We start from the raw sequence: 18,187 nt of genomic DNA, 5'->3' as shown, positions 1-18,187 counted from the left end.
TCGTTTAAGGCTATCTCATCAACTGTATTTGTTTTTCAAGCGCTTAATCTAATAAATTGGATCTTATGTCTAAATAAGTTGATAGTGTGTATAAAATATTATCAATCTTTATTATAAAACGATTCTTTATAGGCATGCACCTTTTTACACTCACCAAGATTTACAACATGACGAGTATCTTCATCTATGAATGTTATTCTCTATTTACTGAAGATAGTTTTTTTATTTAGGCTAAGTAACATATCGCATGCCTCAGAACCCCTTTTTATATTATAAAATCATATAAAAATATAGCGCTCTTAAAAAGTTTTGTTACAAATTTGTTATGTTTGACTTAAAAAAAGGAAAGTAATATTTATTTGTAGAAAATTTTTAAGGGTAAAAATAGAATGACTATTTATGATAAGAAAAGGGGGGCACTTATATATGCTAACAAATGATTTAGATTTCCGATTAGAACCACGTTTAAAAGAACTGTATGAACAACATAAAATAAGAGCGCAGAAGATAGACTGGGGTTATCATGAGTTTTTACCATGGGATAAGGGAATGGACTTTAAAAGAGTTCCTTGGGATGAAAGTCAAGTTACTCTTCCTTCTGGTGTAATTACGGCCATTGAAACAGCTTTATTAACAGAAGTGAATTTACCATGGTTTACAACGTATTTATCTGCGACTTTTAAAGGGTCCCTTTCTGTTATTACAGACTTTATTCATACTTGGACTTCAGAAGAGGATCAACATTCGAATTTATTGGAGACATATTTACTACTCACTCGAAGTGTGAACCCTAAACGATTACATGAATTAAGAAAGTCAGTCGTTGAGGGTGGATTTGAGCCCGATTTTCACACACCAATCGAAGCAATGACATATACGACGCTACAAGAACTTGCAACGATGGTGTTTTACAATAATGTAGCTAAGGTTGCAAGTAAGCATGATCCAGATCTTGCTACATTATTACGCCGTCTTGCAAAAGATGAAACTCTTCATTATGCGTTTTATCGAGACGTCATTCGAACACATTTGGAATTGGAACCTAATTATTGCTATCATATTGCCAATGTGATTAGGAATTTTAAAATGCCAGGTGCTGTCATGCCTGATTTTGAAAATAGAATGACTGTAATTGCAAAAGAAGCTAACTATGGGCCGCTGCAATATTTTGATCAAGTACTTGATGTAGTAGTTGATTATTGGGGGTTAAAAGACTTACGACCCATTGCACCTCTAGCTGAAAAAGCAAGAATTGAGATTTTGGAGTACCACATAAGATTGAAAAAAATACGGGATCGATTTGGTCGTTTTCAAGGGAAAACTGATCTATGTTAATTAATCGATATTTTAGGATGTATATAGGCAAATTGACCGTCCCTTTATTGAGAATCTGACACACTCCCTATTGTTTTGGGGGTGTTTTTTACTTAATTTAATTTTTAATAAAAAAGTAGTTGACTCCAAAAATAAATTTGTGATATTATAAAATATTTGATAAAAAATCACATATATGTTAAGGTTAAGAAGGTTACCATATATGGAGGTGGATTATATGTTTCAAATTGGCGATAACATTGTTTATCCAATGCACGGAGCAGGTATAATTGAAGCCATAGAAGAAAAAGAATTCTCAGGGAAAAAACAACAGTATTTTGTTATAAAAATGTCAATCAGTAATATGCAAGTCATGATTCCTATGGGTAAAATATTAAGTTCGAGTATACGCCCAGTTACTGATATACTTGCATTAAAACACATTATACACATTTTTCAGCATGGAGAATCAGATAAATTATTGCCGTGGAAACAAAGGTATAAAGTGAACACGGACAAAATAAAAACGGGTGAAATACAAGAAGGTGCTGAAGTTGTACGTGATTTAATGCGTATGAAGAAAGAAAAGGCACTTAATACAAGCGAAAAAAAAATGTTGGATAACGCACATGAATTTTTGATTAGTGAACTGGGTTTAATTAAAGGGATCACTGAAAATCAATTAAAAAGTTTCTGTTAAGGTTCATTATAGATAATGTATTACATCCCCCGAAAATATCCTGAATTTTTCGGGAATATGATTATTATTAAAAGTAAATCATTTCAAAGACATTCAACTTCTTCAACTCACTTTTAGAGTAGGAACCTCTTTTGTTATTACTTCAACCTAATCCATTTTTATTTTTACATTTCTTTTACGAACGTTCGAAGTTTCATCAAATAACTCGATTAAATAGTCACTTGATTTTTGCAATCCTGATTCACACTGGCACGGACAAGGAGCCGTAAGGATGAAAGAGAGGTAGGGCTTTCATTGTTTTAGGTAATATACTATCTAAGTCATTATTTCTAGAAGAAAATACAATCAATCTCACCGCTATCTTTCAGAGTTCCTTACATCTACTGAGACAGTGAATAGTAATTGTTTATCTTCTTTACGTAAAATTGATAAACGAACTGGTAACACCATATGGTCAACTACAAAAAATGGTTTCCAGACCAGGAAACCATTTTTAATTTTATTTACATAACAATAGTAAATTAAGCAGTAAGAAGGAGTGCACACATGAAAAAAATGTTAACAAAAGAATTAAGTAATGAATTAAAGAAGCGAGAAGGAATCATTTCTATTACAGTTGAGCCTTATGAAAAAATCGAAGTTGGTGGAATTCGTGTAGATGGACCAGCTGTTATTCTAATTAATCAAGAATAGCTAAAAATAGTTGTATGAACGAAGAAAAGGATCAGCCTTTACGAGAAGGGAAGATCCTTTTTGTTTGCTGCAGCTAATATGGGATATACATAACTTTTATCTAATGTATTGGGGTTAAAAGGAAGGAGAGGGTCGGGATTATCATAGTGGTAAGCTTAATATTGGTAGGATTTCTTTTTATGTTATTTAAATTAGTTGCTTAAAAAAACTAATTATTTGAACCGATAGATTGTTTTCTTTTTAAGGGCGAGATTTATTTTATAGGAAAATTGATAATTTTAAGGAGGAATTTAGATGGATGCAAGGAAACAACGCATAAAATACGAGAAGATGTCAAAGAACTATGAACGTATTTCTTTAGTTTCGTTACTCCTATTAATTGTACTTGTTTGTAGTAGTGTGATTATCATAGGAGCTACAGGGGGGGAATATGGAGTGTTTTTGTTGTTAGCAATTTTACTTAACGCACGTATTACTAAAGAATCTCAAAAAAAGTATGAGCAGTATTCTAATAAAGGGCGTATTTAAAATGATACATATCTTGAAAGGAACAACCTGGATGTACATGCAAAGTACCCCGATATCATCACCTATTAACTAGAAAAAGTGACCTTATATAAATAATTTTTTAGCAATTTAGAAATAGAAAACGTACCTTATTAAAATGTTATTTTCGTTCACATAATGATTTATCCTTCTAGCATATTTATAAGATTTATATCATATATTAAGAGAAAGAATGTAAGTTAGAAAGGAGTCTTATAGAATGAGTTATTTGGAGGGAAATGACTTTAGTGAACAAAATATGGTAAGTGTACCTAATTCCTACGTATATCAGACATTACAATCGGTAATTGGTAAACATGTGGTTATTGAAACTGTAAGAGGTAATGTAAGAGGAAAGTTAAAGGATGTGAAACCCGATCATTTGCTCATTGAAGATACGGTACCGTATATTGTACGCATTCAACAAATTGTATGGATTATGCCAAAACAATAATCAAATTACATCTAATTAGATTTATAACAGATTAGCGTCATAGACGACCAAGTAAAAACACGGGGTTTTATCTCTGTGTTTCTTCAAATTTTCGTTTTTGAATATATGCTTGAGCATGAATAATTTCTTCCTGAAGCTCTTTTAATTCTTTCATAGATTCTGATTCAATAGCCATGTAAGTAGTAACTAAACTGATCATCATATCCATTTTCTCTACTATATTTTGAATGACCTGTTCAGATTGCTCTTTTTTAGGGTGTTGTATTGCCTTTAATACATTTTCCATATAATTGTTCTTTCTTTGCTGGATATCATAAATAAACTGTTTTGTGTTTGAGTTCATTTGTTGTTCCTCCGTTTTGGATATATTTCCATTCTATCATATTTGAATAGAAAATATTGGATTCCCCTAAATTCACACCTGTCTTGTACATCTCCTCAAATATACAAACTAATTCCTTAACGTACAGCAAACACCTTAAAATGTGTCCAAGTTGTGTCTAAACGTACAATTTTCTTTTTTGGTATGGTGACCCCATACCTATCAAGCTAAGAAAAGTAAATACCCCAAAATGAGAAAATTGGCATCCTCAGGTGAAAATGTACATTTTTTGTTTTGGGGGTACTTCAAAATTTTAGGTTGATGGGCATTCAAAAACATCCTGCATGTTTGAAGCATGCAGGATGTTTTCTAGTCTTTGTTTTTCATAATGTAAGAAACCAGACGAAGGATCTCCAAGTATAACCATACTAATGTCATCATAAGCCCTACTGCGCTGTACCATTCCATATACTTTGGCGCTCCACTATGAGTACCATTTTCAATTGAATCAAAATCTAGTAATAAATCTAATGCAGCAACAACAATTACAATTGTACTTATGATGATACTAATTGTCCCACCTTGGTGAATATATGGAACAGTCACCCCTAAGATGCTCAATAAGAAAACAATAAAATACATAATAAAAATTCCAAGTGTTGCAACCATTACAACCGCGCGAAACTTTTTAGTTACTTTTACTATTCGAGTTGCGTATAACACTAACATGGCAAATAAAATTGAAATCGTTAGTAATACGGCAGTTAAAGCGATAGAATTACCAAAACGCATTGTATAATATGCTGAAATACTTCCTAATAAAATCCCTTGTAATACTGCATAAATCGGTGCGCAAATTGGGGATATGCGCGGAATGAATATAACTACAAATGCGACAATTAGAGTAACTATTATAATTCCAACTAACACAGGTATTTTCATTGTTCCTTGTGTCATCTGTACGTATGAATAGACAGACGCTGCAAGAAGTAAGATAAGCAAAATGAATGTTTTTGCTATCGTTCCGCCAATAGTCATCGTAGAAGCATTTGTATTCTCTTTATGAAATTTTTCTTTTTTTAATATTGGATTAGTTGTTCTCATTTTTTCCTCCTAAATACACTCTACCTTTGAAGCAGATCTTTATATTTCTAATTTTTTATCAATGATACGACCTGTAATAGCTGTTAGGACAATTATGAATAAGCAAGTGAAACAAATATCTAAAATAGTGAACCCTTCACTCGGATACAGTGATGTGTCAATAAAACCATTGTTATCTATGAACCCCGTACTCTTTATGGTGATTACATATTTCTCTAATTTACTTAAAACGTCCAGTATGAATGTTTGGATTATTAAGAATAAAGAAAGGGAAATAACTGATAAAACCATCTTACTCATTGATGACTTTATAGGAATCAGCTTTGTAATTACCATAGTGAAATAGCAGGAGATTAATATACTCATGAAATCGATTCCCCATAATAAAACAGAAAGTATGTGATGAAGAAATCCATATGCATATAACTTATGAAATTCTTGTTGGTATCCCTCGACCACTTTTCCTCCGTAGGTACTTTGGGAGAAATAGTATAGAAAAATTAAGCCTATTACTAGTAAAAGAATAAACATTAACGTGAAAAAGAATAAATTTGCATATATATATTTTTTTCCTGAGATGGCTGTATAACGTATCATAGTATTTTTTAGCATTTCATTGAAAGAAGGCAAAGCTATTAAAAGCAATAAAAATGCAGTGATACCTATAATTAATACATATATACCTAATGTTATATCCTTTGTAAGCTGATTTGTTAGCTTTGATAGTCCCTTCATATTAAATAAAAAAAGTAATGAAATAGTCATAAATCCAAAATAAAGGATGGCTATCTTTTTTCTATTACAATTAAATAAATAGCGAAAAAGTGGATTCATTTCTCAAAAACCTCCTTAAATAACTCATGTACTGCTTTTCCATGGTGAAAACGAATTTCTTCTACATTTTCATGCAATACAATACTCCCGTCTTTTAAAAAGATTACCTCATCAAATATATTTTCAATTTCCTCTATTAAATGAGTCGAAATAAGAATGGTACTATCTTCACGATAAAAGCTAAGAATTAAATCTACTATATGCTTTCTAGAAACAAGATCAATTCCACCTAATGGCTCGTCTAATACATATACCGTTGCTTTTCTTGAAAAAGTTAATATTAGCTGTAATATCCCTGTTTTCCCTTTTGATAAGATGCTTATATTCTCCTCTAGCGGGATCTTAAAGTTAGCTATTAAATCTATTGCTTGTTGTAGATTAAAATCAGCATACATATCTCGATAGAACAACAAAGCATCTTTTACGGTCATCCATTTTTCAAAAACAGGACTATCAGGCATAAATGAAACGATTTTTTTCGTTTCTAATCCCACCTTTTTATCTTTAATTGTAATACTTCCTTTAGAAGGAAAACGTAAACCCGAAATCATTTTTAATAATGTCGTTTTCCCACTACCATTTTCACCAACAAGACCGATAATTTTTCCTTCTGAGATTGTTAAGCTTACATCTTGAATCACTGTTTTTAAATCATATCTTTTCGACAGATTTTCAACTTTCAATAATTCTTTCATTCATTTCCCTCCTTTTTCTTTTCCAAAGAAGAACGGAGTATTGAGAGAACCTCTTCTTCCATAAATCCTAAGTTATTCATTCCATTTATAAAATTATCAAGCAACTCTTTTGCCATTTCTTTGCGTAGCTCTGTAATTTTTTCTTCATTCATTGTTACAAATCTTCCTGTTCCTCTACGTGTCTCAGCAATACCTTCCCGTTCTAGCTCTTGAAACGTACGTTGAATTGTATTTGGATTCACTTGTAATTCACCCGCTAATTCACGTACAGCAGGAATTTTTTCACCTGGCGCCAAACGTCCTGTTACAATTTCTTTTTTGATGTATTCCATTACCTGAACATAAATAGGGGTATTAGGAGAAAACTCAGTTTTCATTTCTTTCCTCCTCTGTATTAGTGTACTAGACAAATAGTACACTAATGTAAATTATATGTAAATAGTTATTTTGAAAACCATAACAAATGGAAGGTGATATATTTAGTGAATTCATGTAAACACCCAGGTACCAAAAATGACCGTTTATGGGACTTTATTTATTTCTATCCAAATAGAGAAATCTACTAGTCAAATTCAGTTTCAAAACCCCTTACCAAATATTTTTTCATTTTAATATTTAAAACTTATGTATACATGTTACAATATAGTCCTCCAATTTATTTTATTCTTCTATTTAGAATTTATGGTTCAGTAATCCAATAAAAAAGCGGCTGTAGTAACTAGATTTGTTAATGAAGTGAAGAATTTAGAGTAGTTTAAAAAGCCATTAAGTAGAATTATCCAGGGGATATATTCACTTAGTTAAGTTTTAGGGGATTTCTTATGTTAAGGATTTCATACAATTTAAATAGGCCTAAATTAAACCTTTTATCCAATCAAAACTAAAAACCATTTTAATAGAGTGAAGTATATATTTAATACGGTTTATTTGGAATAATTCTTAGTTTTATATTTGCTTAAAATAGAAAAATAACATATTTGTAAGGGGGGATAAATAAAACTCCGCTTGTGAAAGCTATATCGCTATCTATGAAGATACATGTAAAAGAATATAGTAGTAATTTCATTTCAAATGATACCATAAATAATTGTAGAAAAAGATAAAGGAGTAAACATTTAAATAAATAATATGAGTTGTAAGAATGAAAAGGAGAAGTAAATCGTGTTTAATATAAAAAAAAAATTGGAACAAATAAAGCTAAAAACGAAGTTGTCTATGGCATTTATTGCAATATTAATTATACCTAGTCTTATCGTAGGAATAACATCTTATGATGAGGCGAAAACAGATCTTAATGAAACAATTCTACAAACAGCAAAAGATAATGTAAGTATTTTAGATAAGATTGTTGATGATGAATTAGAAAATAAATATATAGATGTAACTTATTTTGCAAAATTACTCACACAAGGCAATTATAATCCTGATCAATTACAAAATGTACAGAGTAAATTTGAACAATATATACAGTTACATCCAGAGATAGAAACAATTTATTCCGCATCCAGTAACAATCAATTTATTCATGCGCCTGTTGGAGAAATACCAGAAGGATTTAATCCGTTAGAAAGTAGTTGGTATAAGGATGCTGTAAAAGCGAATGGAGAAATTATTGTTTCATCTCCGTATAAATCAAAAGCTACAGGAAATATGGTAATAGCGATTGCCAAACAAAATGCAGATAAAAGTGGTGTCATTGGTATGGACTTAAATATTGATGATATCGTAAAAACATCTAAAATGATAAAGATAGGAAAGCAAGGTTTTGTAGCTATAGTGGGTCAAGATAAAACTATAGTTGTTCATCCAACATTAAAACCTGGTGAAAAATTAGATAAATCTTTAGCAGATGAACTTTATAAGAAAGAAGATGGAGAGATTACGTATAGCCTCAATGGTGAGGACCGCAACATAAGCTTTAAGACAAATAAAAAAACAGGTTGGAAAATAGCTGGTGTAATGCCTATGAAAGAAATTGAAGAAGCTACCAATCCTATTTTTTATAAAACATTTGCTATAATAGGAGCTTCATTATTATTAGGTGGAATAATAATTTTCTTCGTTCTTAGATCTATTATTAATCCACTAAGACAATTAGTTATTTCAGCTCAAAGAATTAGTCGAGGAGATTTAACGGAGAAAATTGATATTCGTTCAAAGGATGAACTTGGTCAATTGGGTTATAGTTTCAATGCTATGGCAGAGTCTTTACGCAATATTATTTCACAAATTAACACATCTGCAGGACATGTAGCAGCTTCTTCTGAGGAACTAACTGCTAGTGTAGAGCAAGCAAGTGTTGCAACAGAACAAATTACAAAAGAAATGGAAGAAATCTCACATAGTGCAGAAGTTCAAAATAATGAAGTTGAGTCTGGAGCTAAATTAATAGGTGAGGTAACACGAAATATTCAATGTGTAGCTGATAATGCTTCTGAAGTATCGAGCTCATCTTTATACACAAAACAAAAAGCAAATGAGGGGGAACAATTAGTAGAACAAACTGTAACACAAATGCAGTCTATACATAATTCTGTTTCCCAATCCGATAATGTAATTAAATTATTAGATAAGAAATCGCAGCAAATAGGCACTATATTAGAAGCGATTCAAAATATTGCTGAACAAACAAATCTACTAGCACTAAATGCGGCGATTGAGGCGGCTAGGGCAGGAGAACAGGGACGTGGATTTGCAATTGTTGCGGATGAAGTTGGGAAATTAGCGGAACAATCAGGACAATCTTCAATGGAAATTGGAAAATTAATTAAGGAAATACAATTAGATGTACATGAGACTGTTAAAGCTATGAATGAAGTAGGAATAGAAGTACAGTCGGGAATTAAGGTAGCGAATGATACAAAACAAAGTTTTTATGAGATTTCAAATTCAGCGAATGATATCGTTTCCAAAATACATGGTATGGTGGACCTATCAAATAAGATGACATCTGATGCAATGCAAGTCGATACATCTATTAATCAAATAGCAGTAGCTGTAAAAGAGAACACCACAAGTATGCAAACTATAGCTGGTTCATCCGAAGAACAACATGCTTCCATGGAAGAGATAAATTCTTCAGCAACTCAATTGGCACAAATGGCAGAAGAACTTCAAGAGTTGATTGGAGGGTTTAAGGTATAAGTGAGCATTTTAAAATATAATTGTGTGAAGTGTTATAAGTCATAGCAAGTAAATGCTAATTATGACACTTGTAAATGAGGACCAACTACTTTAAAAGGTAGTTGGCCTCTTTTCTTGGAGGGAAATTTATTAAATCTATTTAAATGAAAAGTTTAAATAGATTTAATAAAAATTGAGAAAATGACAATATATCCTTTTTTAAAAAGATACAAAGAAAGAGGACGGAAAATCCGTCTTCTTCATCTAATTTCAAATAATATCTGATGATTTGTAAGCCCAGTCAAGGTATGCAGGTTTACCGCCACTACTAAATGATAGTTCAAAATCACCAGCCTTAAAGCCTTGCGGGAAACCTTCTTTATTACTTTTCCACTAGTCATATGTTTAAGAGAAACATATGAATTAGATTAACCTCGATTTTTGACATATACTTTAAGGTGACTGTATCCTGCAGTAACACTAAATGGTATATAATCACTACTTTTCTGGTGGGCTATTGTAGTACGGCTATTTTCGTCCATTACTCAAGCACTAGCGCCCGTTGGAAATGAAAATGCTGTAAAAACAAAACCAAACATTAAAGCGATAGAAAGTAATACTGAAAATAATTTGTTCTTTTTCATAATTAAATCCTCCTATCTTCAATTAATTCACTTCAAGTATAATGCGTATTCCGAATAATTAGAATAAGTATATTTATTGAAAATATGTATAGTCTTAATTTTTTGGAAGCGTTCTATATAAAATATGAGTGTTGTGATGAAGAAAAATTAAGAGGAAATGATAAAGAACTTCTTTCAGATTCATTGAATCTTATATGTATATTGAATGAGAATGATATTGGTAGAAAGAATTCTCAAAGATGAAGGCTAGCAATTCCATATGCAAGTTTTAGTAATACTTCATATATTAAAATCTATTATAAATATAGATCTTATATATTAAAAAGAAATAAAGATAAAACGGTTCTGGTGCAAAAACTTTAAGGCTCATGTAACGAATCTCTGAAACTTGGACATACTGATACTAGTACTTTAAAAAAGGACGTGATTAGTATGGAAAAGCAAAACTTATTCAAGTGGAAACACTATCAGCCCGAACTAATCTTATTAACAGTAAGATGGTACCTTCTGTACAATTTAAGCTTTCGTAACCTGGTGGAAATGATGGAAGAACGAGGAATATCAATCGCTCACACAACCATTATGCGTTGGGTTCATCAATATGGGCCTCAATTAGAAGAGAAAGTACGATATCATCTTAAATCAACAAATGACTCATGGAGAGTTGATGAAACCTATATCAAAGTAAAAGGTCAATGGATGTATTTATATCGTGCTGTAGATTCCGAAGGGAACACCATTGATTTTTATCTTAGTAAATCAAGAGATAAACAAGCAGCCAAGCGCTTTTTCAAGAAAGCTTTGGCTTTTTCGTATGTTTCTAAACCTCGTGTGATAACAGTAGATAAGAACCCTGCCTACCCTATAGCGGTGCAAGAGTTGAAAGAGGAGATCCATATGCCCGAAGGCATACAACTAAGACAAGTTAGATATCTTAATAATATAGTGGAACAAGATCATCGTTTTATCAAGAAACGTGTGCGTTCTATGTTGGGATTTAAATCATATAAAACAGCAACTTCTATATTGAGTGGTGTGGAAGCCATACATATGATAAAAAAGGGACAAATTGATTTACAGAATCAGTCTGTCCAAAATCAGAAAGAGTTCGTTCACCAAGTGTTTGGACTTATAGCATAAAATACGATTCCGTTAAGAATCTACCATCATCCATGTTCTTCTTCATATATTTGCACCAGAACCGTTTATTTCGTATGCAAATCTTTCAATCACCTACACTTGCCCTTTAGAAAAAAGAAACAATCTCTCCTAAAATTGACATTGCATAAGCTTAGCTTGATAGCGATGGGGTAGCACCACACATCCATCAACTTAAGAAGAATAAACGCCACCAAAACAAAAAAATCCCCAAATTTTTCTTGAAAATGAAGTGAAGCCGAATAGTGGTACATGAAAAAAACACCTCCTGAATTCGCATACTAAGTATGCAAATTCAGGAGGTGTTTTTCGTTTGAAGACAAGAGTTCATTACCCAGAAGAAATAAAGTGGAAAGTGATTGAAATGAAAAAGGATGGTTATTCAAATCACACCATTATGGAGAAGCTCGTCATTAAAAACGTTTCCCAAATTAAGACATGGATGAAATGGTATCGTACAGATCAAACGTATCGTTTTCAACAACCTGTAGGAAAACAATATTCTTATGGAAAAGGGCCAAAAGAGCTAAGTGAATTAGAACAACTACGTTTAGAAAATAAACATTTAAAAACAAAATTACTTGTATGGGGAAAGTATCTGGAAATCGAAAGGAGTTGAAACCAGAAACTGTAGTTACTTTATGGAGAGATGTAAAAACAAAAATAACTGTAAGAGAATTATGTAGCGTATTAGAATTACCCCGTTCCACATTTTATCGCTGGTTACAACGAACGGAACGTCTTAAAGATGATATAGAAGAGAAGATAAAGGCCGTCTGTCTTAGGCACAAATTACGGTATGGATATCGAAGAGTGACCGCCACTCTTCCAAAAATGGGACTGTGTGTGAATCATAAAAAAGTATTACGGATTATGAGACAATATCATATACTCTCAAAGGTGCGGAACCAGTGGTAGCTCCTCATCGATTGGAACGTCAATTTGAAGCATCGGCCCCAAATGAAAAGTGGTTTACAGATGTGACTTACTTATTATTTGGAGAGCGTACCTTGTATTTATCAACGATTATGGATGCCTTTAATCGTGAAATTATTAGTTATGTCGTCAGTGAGTCACAAACACTGACATTAGCGATGAAGACATTAAAACAAGCAATGAGAGGAAGAAAAGTAAAAGATGTCATCCTTCACTCGGATCAAGGGAGTATTTATACAGCGAAGGAATTTCAAGCATGTGCCAAAGAAAACAGCATTATCACCAGCATGTCCCGGAGAGGAAATTGCCATGATAATGCCGTCATGGAAAGCTTCTTTGATCATTTAAAAAGTGAAGCTTTCTACTCACAAAAGATAACAAAAGTATCCAACACAACTGTGCGAAAGATTGTGCTAGAATACATTCATTACTACAATTGTGCGCGAATTCAAGAAAAATTAAACCCCCTATCCCCTAAAGAATATAGGGAACAGATGGTTTAGGTGTTTTGATATGTGTCCCGCTTTCGGGGTTCACTTCAAAAGCAGTGGGCTTTTACTTTAAATATGTTGAAAATCATTTGATATTACGACAGTATGTTTATTTAACGCTAATTTTATGTTAAAAATTAATTTGGTTTTATATAATCAATGTCAGAGATCGCTATCAATATATGTAAACATCTATGATAAAAAAAGGTGATTTTCCAAGATTATAAATCTATAATTTAAAAATCATCTAATAAATCCTCAAATTTTGTTAGGAGGGGAGCTCATGTAGCAATTAAAATTTCACTTTTATAAATCCTCGACTAAAATTTACAATGAAGGAGGGTATACATGGAGAATGTTCTACAATTATTTCGAGATGCAATATTGATATCAGAGCCGCTCTATAAAAATAATGCGGAGTTGTGGCAAAAATGGAATTCTTATTATGAAGAAGTTAAAGAAAATAATAGTAAGATTGTAACCTCGTTTTATTATTCTCCTTCATTTTCAATGCTTGTGAAGTGGCTTGAACAAAAGCAAGGAAGTGGCCTCTCTTCTTTGCAAATATTCACAAGTATAGAGAAATATAAAATTGAAATCAACGAAACTATTGGTAGATTTGTTGAACAAGAATTTCCGAAAGACAACAAAGTTAATAATATAACACCTGAAATTTTAATTGAATCTAATCACAAAAACGTGCTTGAAAACTACCTTGAAGTGAATAACTCTGCAGTTTATTATAAGTTAAGGGATGGAATAGCAAAGAATCAATTTGAAGAAGATGAAAATACAAAATTACAGTCGTATCTAATTGAAACGAAAGATAGTAGTGGAGTAGCAAAACTCTCTTCTCACAAAGATGAAGATTTAAGGTTAGCGAACATTGAAGAAGCAGCTCGATGGAATACATTAATTGATGGTGTAATGAGTAATATGGACGATCTTACCGCAGACTGTTTAGATACAATTACAATACAGTGGTTGAATCAAGCAAAATCTCCAGACGATTTTATTGATTTCAGCTATGAAAATGTACTAGATATGTGTAATATGCCAAAAGCAACAGCAAACGGTATAGAGTATTATCGTGCAGAAGATAAAATTAAAATTGCACAACGGATAGCTGCCTTGGCGAGTATCTTTATTTATTTAAATGATGATAATGAGGTCGTGGTTTTAAATGATCGTGCAGAAACTGGTAAGCAATTTGAAATGAAACGTGAAATAATTAAAAGACTTTTCGTTTTAGATTCTGTAGTTCTTTGGAGAGATAAAAATACCAATGATTACGTAGGTATTGAATCTTGTAGAATAAAGCCAGGTAGCTTTTTATCGATGTATTTATACGAATCTAGTAGCACAACAGCGTTATTATCTAAAAAAGCATTGGAGTATAATAGTTATCGCCACAAATTCCATAAGCGACTCATTCGCTACTTATCTTGGCAGTGGAGAATTCGACAACAGTACAGTAATTTAAAAAGACCATATTCGATTGGTGGAGAAAAAGGACTATTATCTGTTATAGGGATTAATATAGCTAAGGGGCGTCCACACCGTATTCGTGAGCAATTAGAAAATGTGTTAATAGATTTAGAAAAAGAAAAAGTTATTTCACATTGGGCGTACACTAAAGATTTAGATGAGACACAGTTTACAAAGAAGTATTGGTTTGAAAATTATTATTCACAGTTAGGAATAGTGATTTTACCACCAGAAGAATTAATTAATTCTGTGGGGAAAATGAAAACAAGAAAAAATATAGATGTAATACAAGGGGAAAATCAAATTGTAAAAATAAATAGTAAACCTTTGAATACGGATGAGAATGAAAAATTGATTCGAGAGAAACTAGTTTTTTTTCATACTAAAAAGAACATAAAAATGAGAGAACTTTCGGAAGAAATAGATATTTCGCAACCTACTCTTTCCAGATTCTATAATCGAAAAACAAAGCGTCTTTCTGAAAATGCTAGAGACAAATTAAGTCACTGGTACAATAGACAAATTATTATTGAAAAAATGTAAAGAAAGAATATCTATTTTATTGAACTACTCACCACTTAACATCCTCACGGACTGTTTGAAGTGGGAGATTCCTAAGTACGGAAACCTAACGGTTTCTAATTCATTAGGCGATCCCGTAGTTCCTACGGTTAAGAGACGAATTGCTTGGTTTCTAAGATTGAGCGCTGCATTTCGATCTCTATCGTGATGTGCGCCACAAGTAGGGTAATCCCACTCACGAATTGATAAAGTTTTTAATCGGTATAATGAAAAATTTCAATTGTTCATTATACCGATTAAGTGAAACAGTGTAAATGAAATCCCTTTAAGCAAAAGTTTTTTAGAGGCTTGTTTAAGGTTTGTCTCTATGTTTTTTGAAAATTATGTCTTTATAAAAGTATCTTAATTCTAATTGAATTGGACTATATATTAAAATTTATGACTAACAAAACTGATGGAATGTTAGAATATCCTTGTATATACTTTACGCATATTTATTTAATATAGCTGAAGCTTTTTCTTTGATTAGTGTAACTATTTCTATAGGATGTTTAACTTCAACGTCATCTCCCAAACCTAAAAAAAAATCACTCATATATCCAATTTCATTTTTATTTAGGTATGTATCAATTAGACCTGTTCCATCATCAAGTATTTTAATTTTTTCACGTAACCAGATGTTAAAATCACATTTAAGAATACCTTCTCTTGTTAAAATCACATATAATTTTATAAGTTCTTTGGGTTTTTCTTCTGTTTTTTTAAACCATGTATTTAAAGTTAAATTAGAAAAATCTTTCTTTTGCGGGAAGTTATTTTTAACTTCTAGCATCCTTATTCTATCTATTCGAAACAATCTATTTTGTTGCCTATTAAAGCAATATGCGGGCATATACCAATACCCATTAGACGAATAAATACCTATGGGCTGTATAATTCGTTTTGAGAAGCCTCTTTTTGATTCATACTCAATTTGTATCACTTCTTGATCAATAGCAGCATCCATTATATTTTTTAAAAGAGGGGTCTTTTCCTGTCTTGTTGGAGTGATAAAGAGCACCCTTTCACTCATTGAATCAATTTTTTTTTTTAGTTCTTGTGGAAGATAATTATAAAATTTATTTAGAGCGGATTTAGATTCATGTTCAAATGGTATGGAATCATAATATTGTAAAGATTGACAAGCGAAAAACAAGGAGATTGCTTCATTTTCAGAGAATGTAATGGGGGGTAATAAGCCATTTTTATTTATTAAACGATACCCCCCATGAGGACCTCGTTCAGAATAAAGTGGAATTCCAAGGGTAGATAATTCTTCTAAATCCCGTAGAATCGTACGTTTAGATACATTAAATTCATCTGCAAGCTCTTGCACAGTAAATTTATTTTTTGTGTTGATTTGCAGCAATATATTAAAAAGTCTATTTATCTTGCTCATCAGTTTTCATCCTTTTTAAAAATTTTTCTTTTATACATGACAAAAATTGTCACTATTAAATGTTACGATTAAGTTGTTCAAATAAGGAATGGAGGCGAATATATGTACAGTAAATTGATGCGAACTACCTTTAAGAGTGCAACAGTATACAAGTTTAATGTATTAACAAAGATTATAGCAACGCTTATAGCCGTGTTTGCTGTAAGGCAGGTTTGGACCGTCTTATATGAGAATCCCCCAGCGAATGGGGTTAATGTTACTTTAGACGTAATGTTAACATATATGACAATCTCAATTGTACTACAATCCCTATATACTCCTACAATTGTATGGGAAGTAAGTCAAAAAATTCAAAATGGACAAATAGCACAAGAATTTCAACGTCCATGGAATTTTGAGTTTGCAATGCTTTCGCGTTCGTTCGGACTGATTCTTGCGAATATTATGACGGTTGTTATTCCTATTGGAGTTATTACCGTGTTTATTTTCCCAATTAGTATTAGTAGCTCATGGATAATGTGGTGTGCTTTTTTATTTAGTATTTTTGCTGGTATTATAATAAATTTTTGTGTTCAGTTTTTTATTTCTCTTCTTGCATTTGTTTTTGTAGAAGTTTGGGGATTTGAGATTGTTATAGGATTAGCTACTTCGTTTTTATCCGGACAATTAATACCACTGTGGTTTTTCCCAGAGTTTTTGCAAAAAATCGCTCAATTTCTACCTTTTAGAGGAATGTACGATATTCCATTATCTATTATAACAGGGCAAGTTAATTTTCAGAATGTTTTAGGTTTAATGGCTTTTCAAATAATGTGGGCTGTTGGCTTAATAATAATCATCCGTTTAGTTGTTAGATATTTTCAAAGAGTGCTTGTAGTTGCTGGTGGTTAAGAAAGGAGAGAAGTATATGGAATACTTAAGACTTTATTTAAAAATGCAGAAAGCTAATATTCGTTCTAGAATGGCATATCCATTTAATTTTTTCTTAGGCATTATTTGTGTTACATGTTTCGGAATATTTTCTACCCTATTTATATGGGTACTAACAAGAAACTTTCCAAGTATAGCCGGATGGAATTTTTACGAAATTTTATTCATTTCGTCTTTTAACATGCTTTCCTATTCGTTGGGCTTACTATTATTTATACACATTATGGACATTGATCATTATGTAAGAAATGCGGAGTTTGATAGAATCCTTGTCCGACCAATGAACGCACTTTTACAGTTTGCAAGTAAGCAAATTAATATTAACAGTTTAGGAACAGTAATTTATGCAGTAAGTGCGTTAATTTACGCAGGTGTCCATATTAGTGGATGGAGTGCTGTATCAATTTTATATACCGTGTTACTAATTATTTGTGGAACTATAGTTTCTATATCTATCCATTTAATAATAGGATCAACAGCCTTTATTACTTTACAAAGTGGAGGATTGTTTCAAATGTTAGACAATATCTATACGAATGTTGATAACTATCCAGTCACAATTTTTCCGAAATGGGTACAATTTTTCTTAACTTTTATACTTCCTATTGGGTTTATAGGCTTCTATCCAAGTGCCGGTTTATTAGGAAAAGGTTCTTATTTATTAAATGACAATCTTATTTTGATCTGTTTGGCAGTCTCACTTATTTTATCTATTTTAAGTTATATTATTTGGCACGTGTCTATTAAGTTTTATTCGGGAGCCGGTTCTTAATTTTTAAAAAATTTTGGGGGTGT

Annotated in this window: 16 protein-coding genes and 2 pseudogenes; 11 read left to right on the top strand and 7 right to left on the bottom strand. The window is 31.9% G+C overall.

The window, feature by feature from the left end; translation table 11 throughout:
* Nucleotides 1-426: 426 nt before the first annotated feature.
* The 5 genes from NSS74_RS25665 (at nt 427) to NSS74_RS25645 (ending at nt 3,707) form a co-directional block, all read left to right on the top strand.
* Entirely contained in the window at nt 427-1,335 is a 909-nt protein-coding gene (locus NSS74_RS25665) for an acyl-ACP desaturase (RefSeq protein ID WP_002065481.1), read from the top strand.
* Nucleotides 1,336-1,552: 217 nt separating this feature from the next.
* Complete coding sequence (locus NSS74_RS25660; RefSeq protein ID WP_002130368.1) at nt 1,553-2,014, top strand: CarD family transcriptional regulator; 462 nt, start codon at nt 1,553-1,555, stop codon at nt 2,012-2,014.
* Between the two features lie 546 nt (nt 2,015-2,560).
* On the top strand, nt 2,561-2,707 hold the full coding sequence (locus tag NSS74_RS25655; protein WP_000738547.1) for a BC1881 family protein: 147 nt from the start codon (nt 2,561-2,563) through the stop codon (nt 2,705-2,707).
* 294 nt (nt 2,708-3,001) lie between these two features.
* Entirely contained in the window at nt 3,002-3,235 is a 234-nt protein-coding gene (locus tag NSS74_RS25650) for a hypothetical protein (RefSeq protein ID WP_002144216.1), read from the top strand.
* A gap of 238 nt (nt 3,236-3,473) precedes the next feature.
* On the top strand, nt 3,474-3,707 hold the full coding sequence (locus tag NSS74_RS25645; protein WP_340814553.1) for a YuzF family protein: 234 nt from the start codon (nt 3,474-3,476) through the stop codon (nt 3,705-3,707).
* Between the two features lie 67 nt (nt 3,708-3,774).
* On the opposite strand, the gene NSS74_RS25640 is transcribed toward NSS74_RS25645, so the two are convergent.
* The 5 genes from NSS74_RS25640 to NSS74_RS25620 all read right to left on the bottom strand — a co-directional run bounded on the left by NSS74_RS25640 (nt 3,775) and on the right by NSS74_RS25620 (nt 7,039).
* The gene (locus NSS74_RS25640) at nt 3,775-4,050 is read right to left on the bottom strand and encodes a hypothetical protein (RefSeq protein ID WP_002144215.1); all 276 of its coding nucleotides are present in this window, start codon (nt 4,048-4,050) and stop codon (nt 3,775-3,777) included.
* Nucleotides 4,051-4,398: 348 nt separating this feature from the next.
* Nucleotides 4,399-5,133 carry a Bax inhibitor-1/YccA family protein gene (locus tag NSS74_RS25635; protein ID WP_002169667.1) on the bottom strand — a complete coding sequence of 245 codons (735 nt, stop codon included), beginning with the start codon at nt 5,131-5,133 and terminating at the stop codon, nt 4,399-4,401.
* A gap of 39 nt (nt 5,134-5,172) precedes the next feature.
* Entirely contained in the window at nt 5,173-5,967 is a 795-nt protein-coding gene (locus tag NSS74_RS25630; RefSeq protein WP_340814552.1) for an ABC transporter permease, read from the bottom strand.
* Nucleotides 5,964-6,662: an ABC transporter ATP-binding protein gene (locus NSS74_RS25625; RefSeq protein ID WP_002144211.1), complete on the bottom strand. Its 699-nt coding sequence runs from the start codon at nt 6,660-6,662 to the stop codon at nt 5,964-5,966. Before NSS74_RS25625 ends, NSS74_RS25630 begins: the two co-directional genes overlap by 4 nt.
* Complete coding sequence (locus tag NSS74_RS25620) at nt 6,659-7,039, bottom strand: GntR family transcriptional regulator (protein ID WP_002144210.1); 381 nt, start codon at nt 7,037-7,039, stop codon at nt 6,659-6,661. Before NSS74_RS25620 ends, NSS74_RS25625 begins: the two co-directional genes overlap by 4 nt.
* Nucleotides 7,040-7,823: 784 nt before the next feature.
* On the opposite strand from NSS74_RS25620, the gene NSS74_RS25615 reads away from it, so the two are divergent.
* The 4 genes and pseudogenes from NSS74_RS25615 (at nt 7,824) to NSS74_RS25600 (ending at nt 15,045) form a co-directional block, all read left to right on the top strand.
* The gene (locus NSS74_RS25615; RefSeq protein ID WP_340814551.1) at nt 7,824-9,806 is read left to right on the top strand and encodes a methyl-accepting chemotaxis protein; all 1,983 of its coding nucleotides are present in this window, start codon (nt 7,824-7,826) and stop codon (nt 9,804-9,806) included.
* 1,055 nt (nt 9,807-10,861) lie between these two features.
* Nucleotides 10,862-11,569: an IS6 family transposase gene (locus NSS74_RS25610; protein ID WP_149191291.1), complete on the top strand. Its 708-nt coding sequence runs from the start codon at nt 10,862-10,864 to the stop codon at nt 11,567-11,569.
* Nucleotides 11,570-11,900: 331 nt separating this feature from the next.
* Nucleotides 11,901-13,026 (top strand): annotated as a pseudogene (locus NSS74_RS25605) (IS3 family transposase).
* A 336-nt stretch (nt 13,027-13,362) separates the two neighbouring features.
* Nucleotides 13,363-15,045 (top strand): helix-turn-helix domain-containing protein, encoded by a 1,683-nt coding sequence (locus NSS74_RS25600; RefSeq protein ID WP_340814549.1) that lies wholly within the window; start codon nt 13,363-13,365, stop codon nt 15,043-15,045.
* Between the two features lie 111 nt (nt 15,046-15,156).
* Here NSS74_RS25600 and NSS74_RS25595 read toward each other — a convergent pair.
* Together NSS74_RS25595 and NSS74_RS25590 are read right to left on the bottom strand one after the other, a co-directional pair.
* A pseudogene (locus NSS74_RS25595) lies at nt 15,157-15,282 on the bottom strand (zinc ribbon domain-containing protein); the annotation flags it as partial.
* Between the two features lie 226 nt (nt 15,283-15,508).
* On the bottom strand, nt 15,509-16,462 hold the full coding sequence (locus NSS74_RS25590; RefSeq protein ID WP_340814548.1) for a helix-turn-helix transcriptional regulator: 954 nt from the start codon (nt 16,460-16,462) through the stop codon (nt 15,509-15,511).
* Nucleotides 16,463-16,564: 102 nt separating this feature from the next.
* Here NSS74_RS25590 and NSS74_RS25585 point away from each other — a divergent pair, with 102 nt between their 5' ends.
* Together NSS74_RS25585 and NSS74_RS25580 are read left to right on the top strand one after the other, a co-directional pair.
* The gene (locus tag NSS74_RS25585; RefSeq protein ID WP_340814546.1) at nt 16,565-17,353 is read left to right on the top strand and encodes an ABC transporter permease; all 789 of its coding nucleotides are present in this window, start codon (nt 16,565-16,567) and stop codon (nt 17,351-17,353) included.
* Between the two features lie 16 nt (nt 17,354-17,369).
* Nucleotides 17,370-18,164, top strand: a complete 795-nt coding sequence (locus tag NSS74_RS25580) for an ABC transporter permease (RefSeq protein ID WP_088031225.1) — start codon at nt 17,370-17,372, stop codon at nt 18,162-18,164.
* The last annotated feature ends 23 nt before the right edge of the window (nt 18,165-18,187 follow it).

It is taken from the genome of Bacillus sp. FSL E2-8868 (genome assembly GCF_038005505.1).
Classification (GTDB): domain Bacteria; phylum Bacillota; class Bacilli; order Bacillales; family Bacillaceae_G; genus Bacillus_A; species Bacillus_A mycoides.
Note: the sequence above shows the minus strand (reverse complement) of the source record. Positions and strands in the feature narration are given on the sequence as shown.

Excerpts from the sequence above, each read along its gene's own strand:
- NSS74_RS25665 (WP_002065481.1), top strand. The coding sequence starts at position 427 with ATGCTAACAAATGATTTAGATTTCCGATTAGAACCACGTTTAAAAGAA.
- NSS74_RS25660 (WP_002130368.1), top strand. The coding sequence starts at position 1,553 with ATGTTTCAAATTGGCGATAACATTGTTTATCCAATGCACGGAGCAGGT.
- NSS74_RS25655 (WP_000738547.1), top strand. The coding sequence starts at position 2,561 with ATGAAAAAAATGTTAACAAAAGAATTAAGTAATGAATTAAAGAAGCGA.
- NSS74_RS25650 (WP_002144216.1), top strand. The coding sequence starts at position 3,002 with ATGGATGCAAGGAAACAACGCATAAAATACGAGAAGATGTCAAAGAAC.
- NSS74_RS25645 (WP_340814553.1), top strand. The coding sequence starts at position 3,474 with ATGAGTTATTTGGAGGGAAATGACTTTAGTGAACAAAATATGGTAAGT.
- NSS74_RS25640 (WP_002144215.1), bottom strand. The coding sequence starts at position 4,050 with ATGAACTCAAACACAAAACAGTTTATTTATGATATCCAGCAAAGAAAG.
- NSS74_RS25635 (WP_002169667.1), bottom strand. The coding sequence starts at position 5,133 with ATGAGAACAACTAATCCAATATTAAAAAAAGAAAAATTTCATAAAGAG.
- NSS74_RS25630 (WP_340814552.1), bottom strand. The coding sequence starts at position 5,967 with ATGAATCCACTTTTTCGCTATTTATTTAATTGTAATAGAAAAAAGATA.
- NSS74_RS25625 (WP_002144211.1), bottom strand. The coding sequence starts at position 6,662 with ATGAAAGAATTATTGAAAGTTGAAAATCTGTCGAAAAGATATGATTTA.
- NSS74_RS25620 (WP_002144210.1), bottom strand. The coding sequence starts at position 7,039 with ATGAAAACTGAGTTTTCTCCTAATACCCCTATTTATGTTCAGGTAATG.
- NSS74_RS25610 (WP_149191291.1), top strand. The coding sequence starts at position 10,862 with ATGGAAAAGCAAAACTTATTCAAGTGGAAACACTATCAGCCCGAACTA.
- NSS74_RS25600 (WP_340814549.1), top strand. The coding sequence starts at position 13,363 with ATGGAGAATGTTCTACAATTATTTCGAGATGCAATATTGATATCAGAG.
- NSS74_RS25590 (WP_340814548.1), bottom strand. The coding sequence starts at position 16,462 with ATGAGCAAGATAAATAGACTTTTTAATATATTGCTGCAAATCAACACA.
- NSS74_RS25585 (WP_340814546.1), top strand. The coding sequence starts at position 16,565 with ATGTACAGTAAATTGATGCGAACTACCTTTAAGAGTGCAACAGTATAC.
- NSS74_RS25580 (WP_088031225.1), top strand. The coding sequence starts at position 17,370 with ATGGAATACTTAAGACTTTATTTAAAAATGCAGAAAGCTAATATTCGT.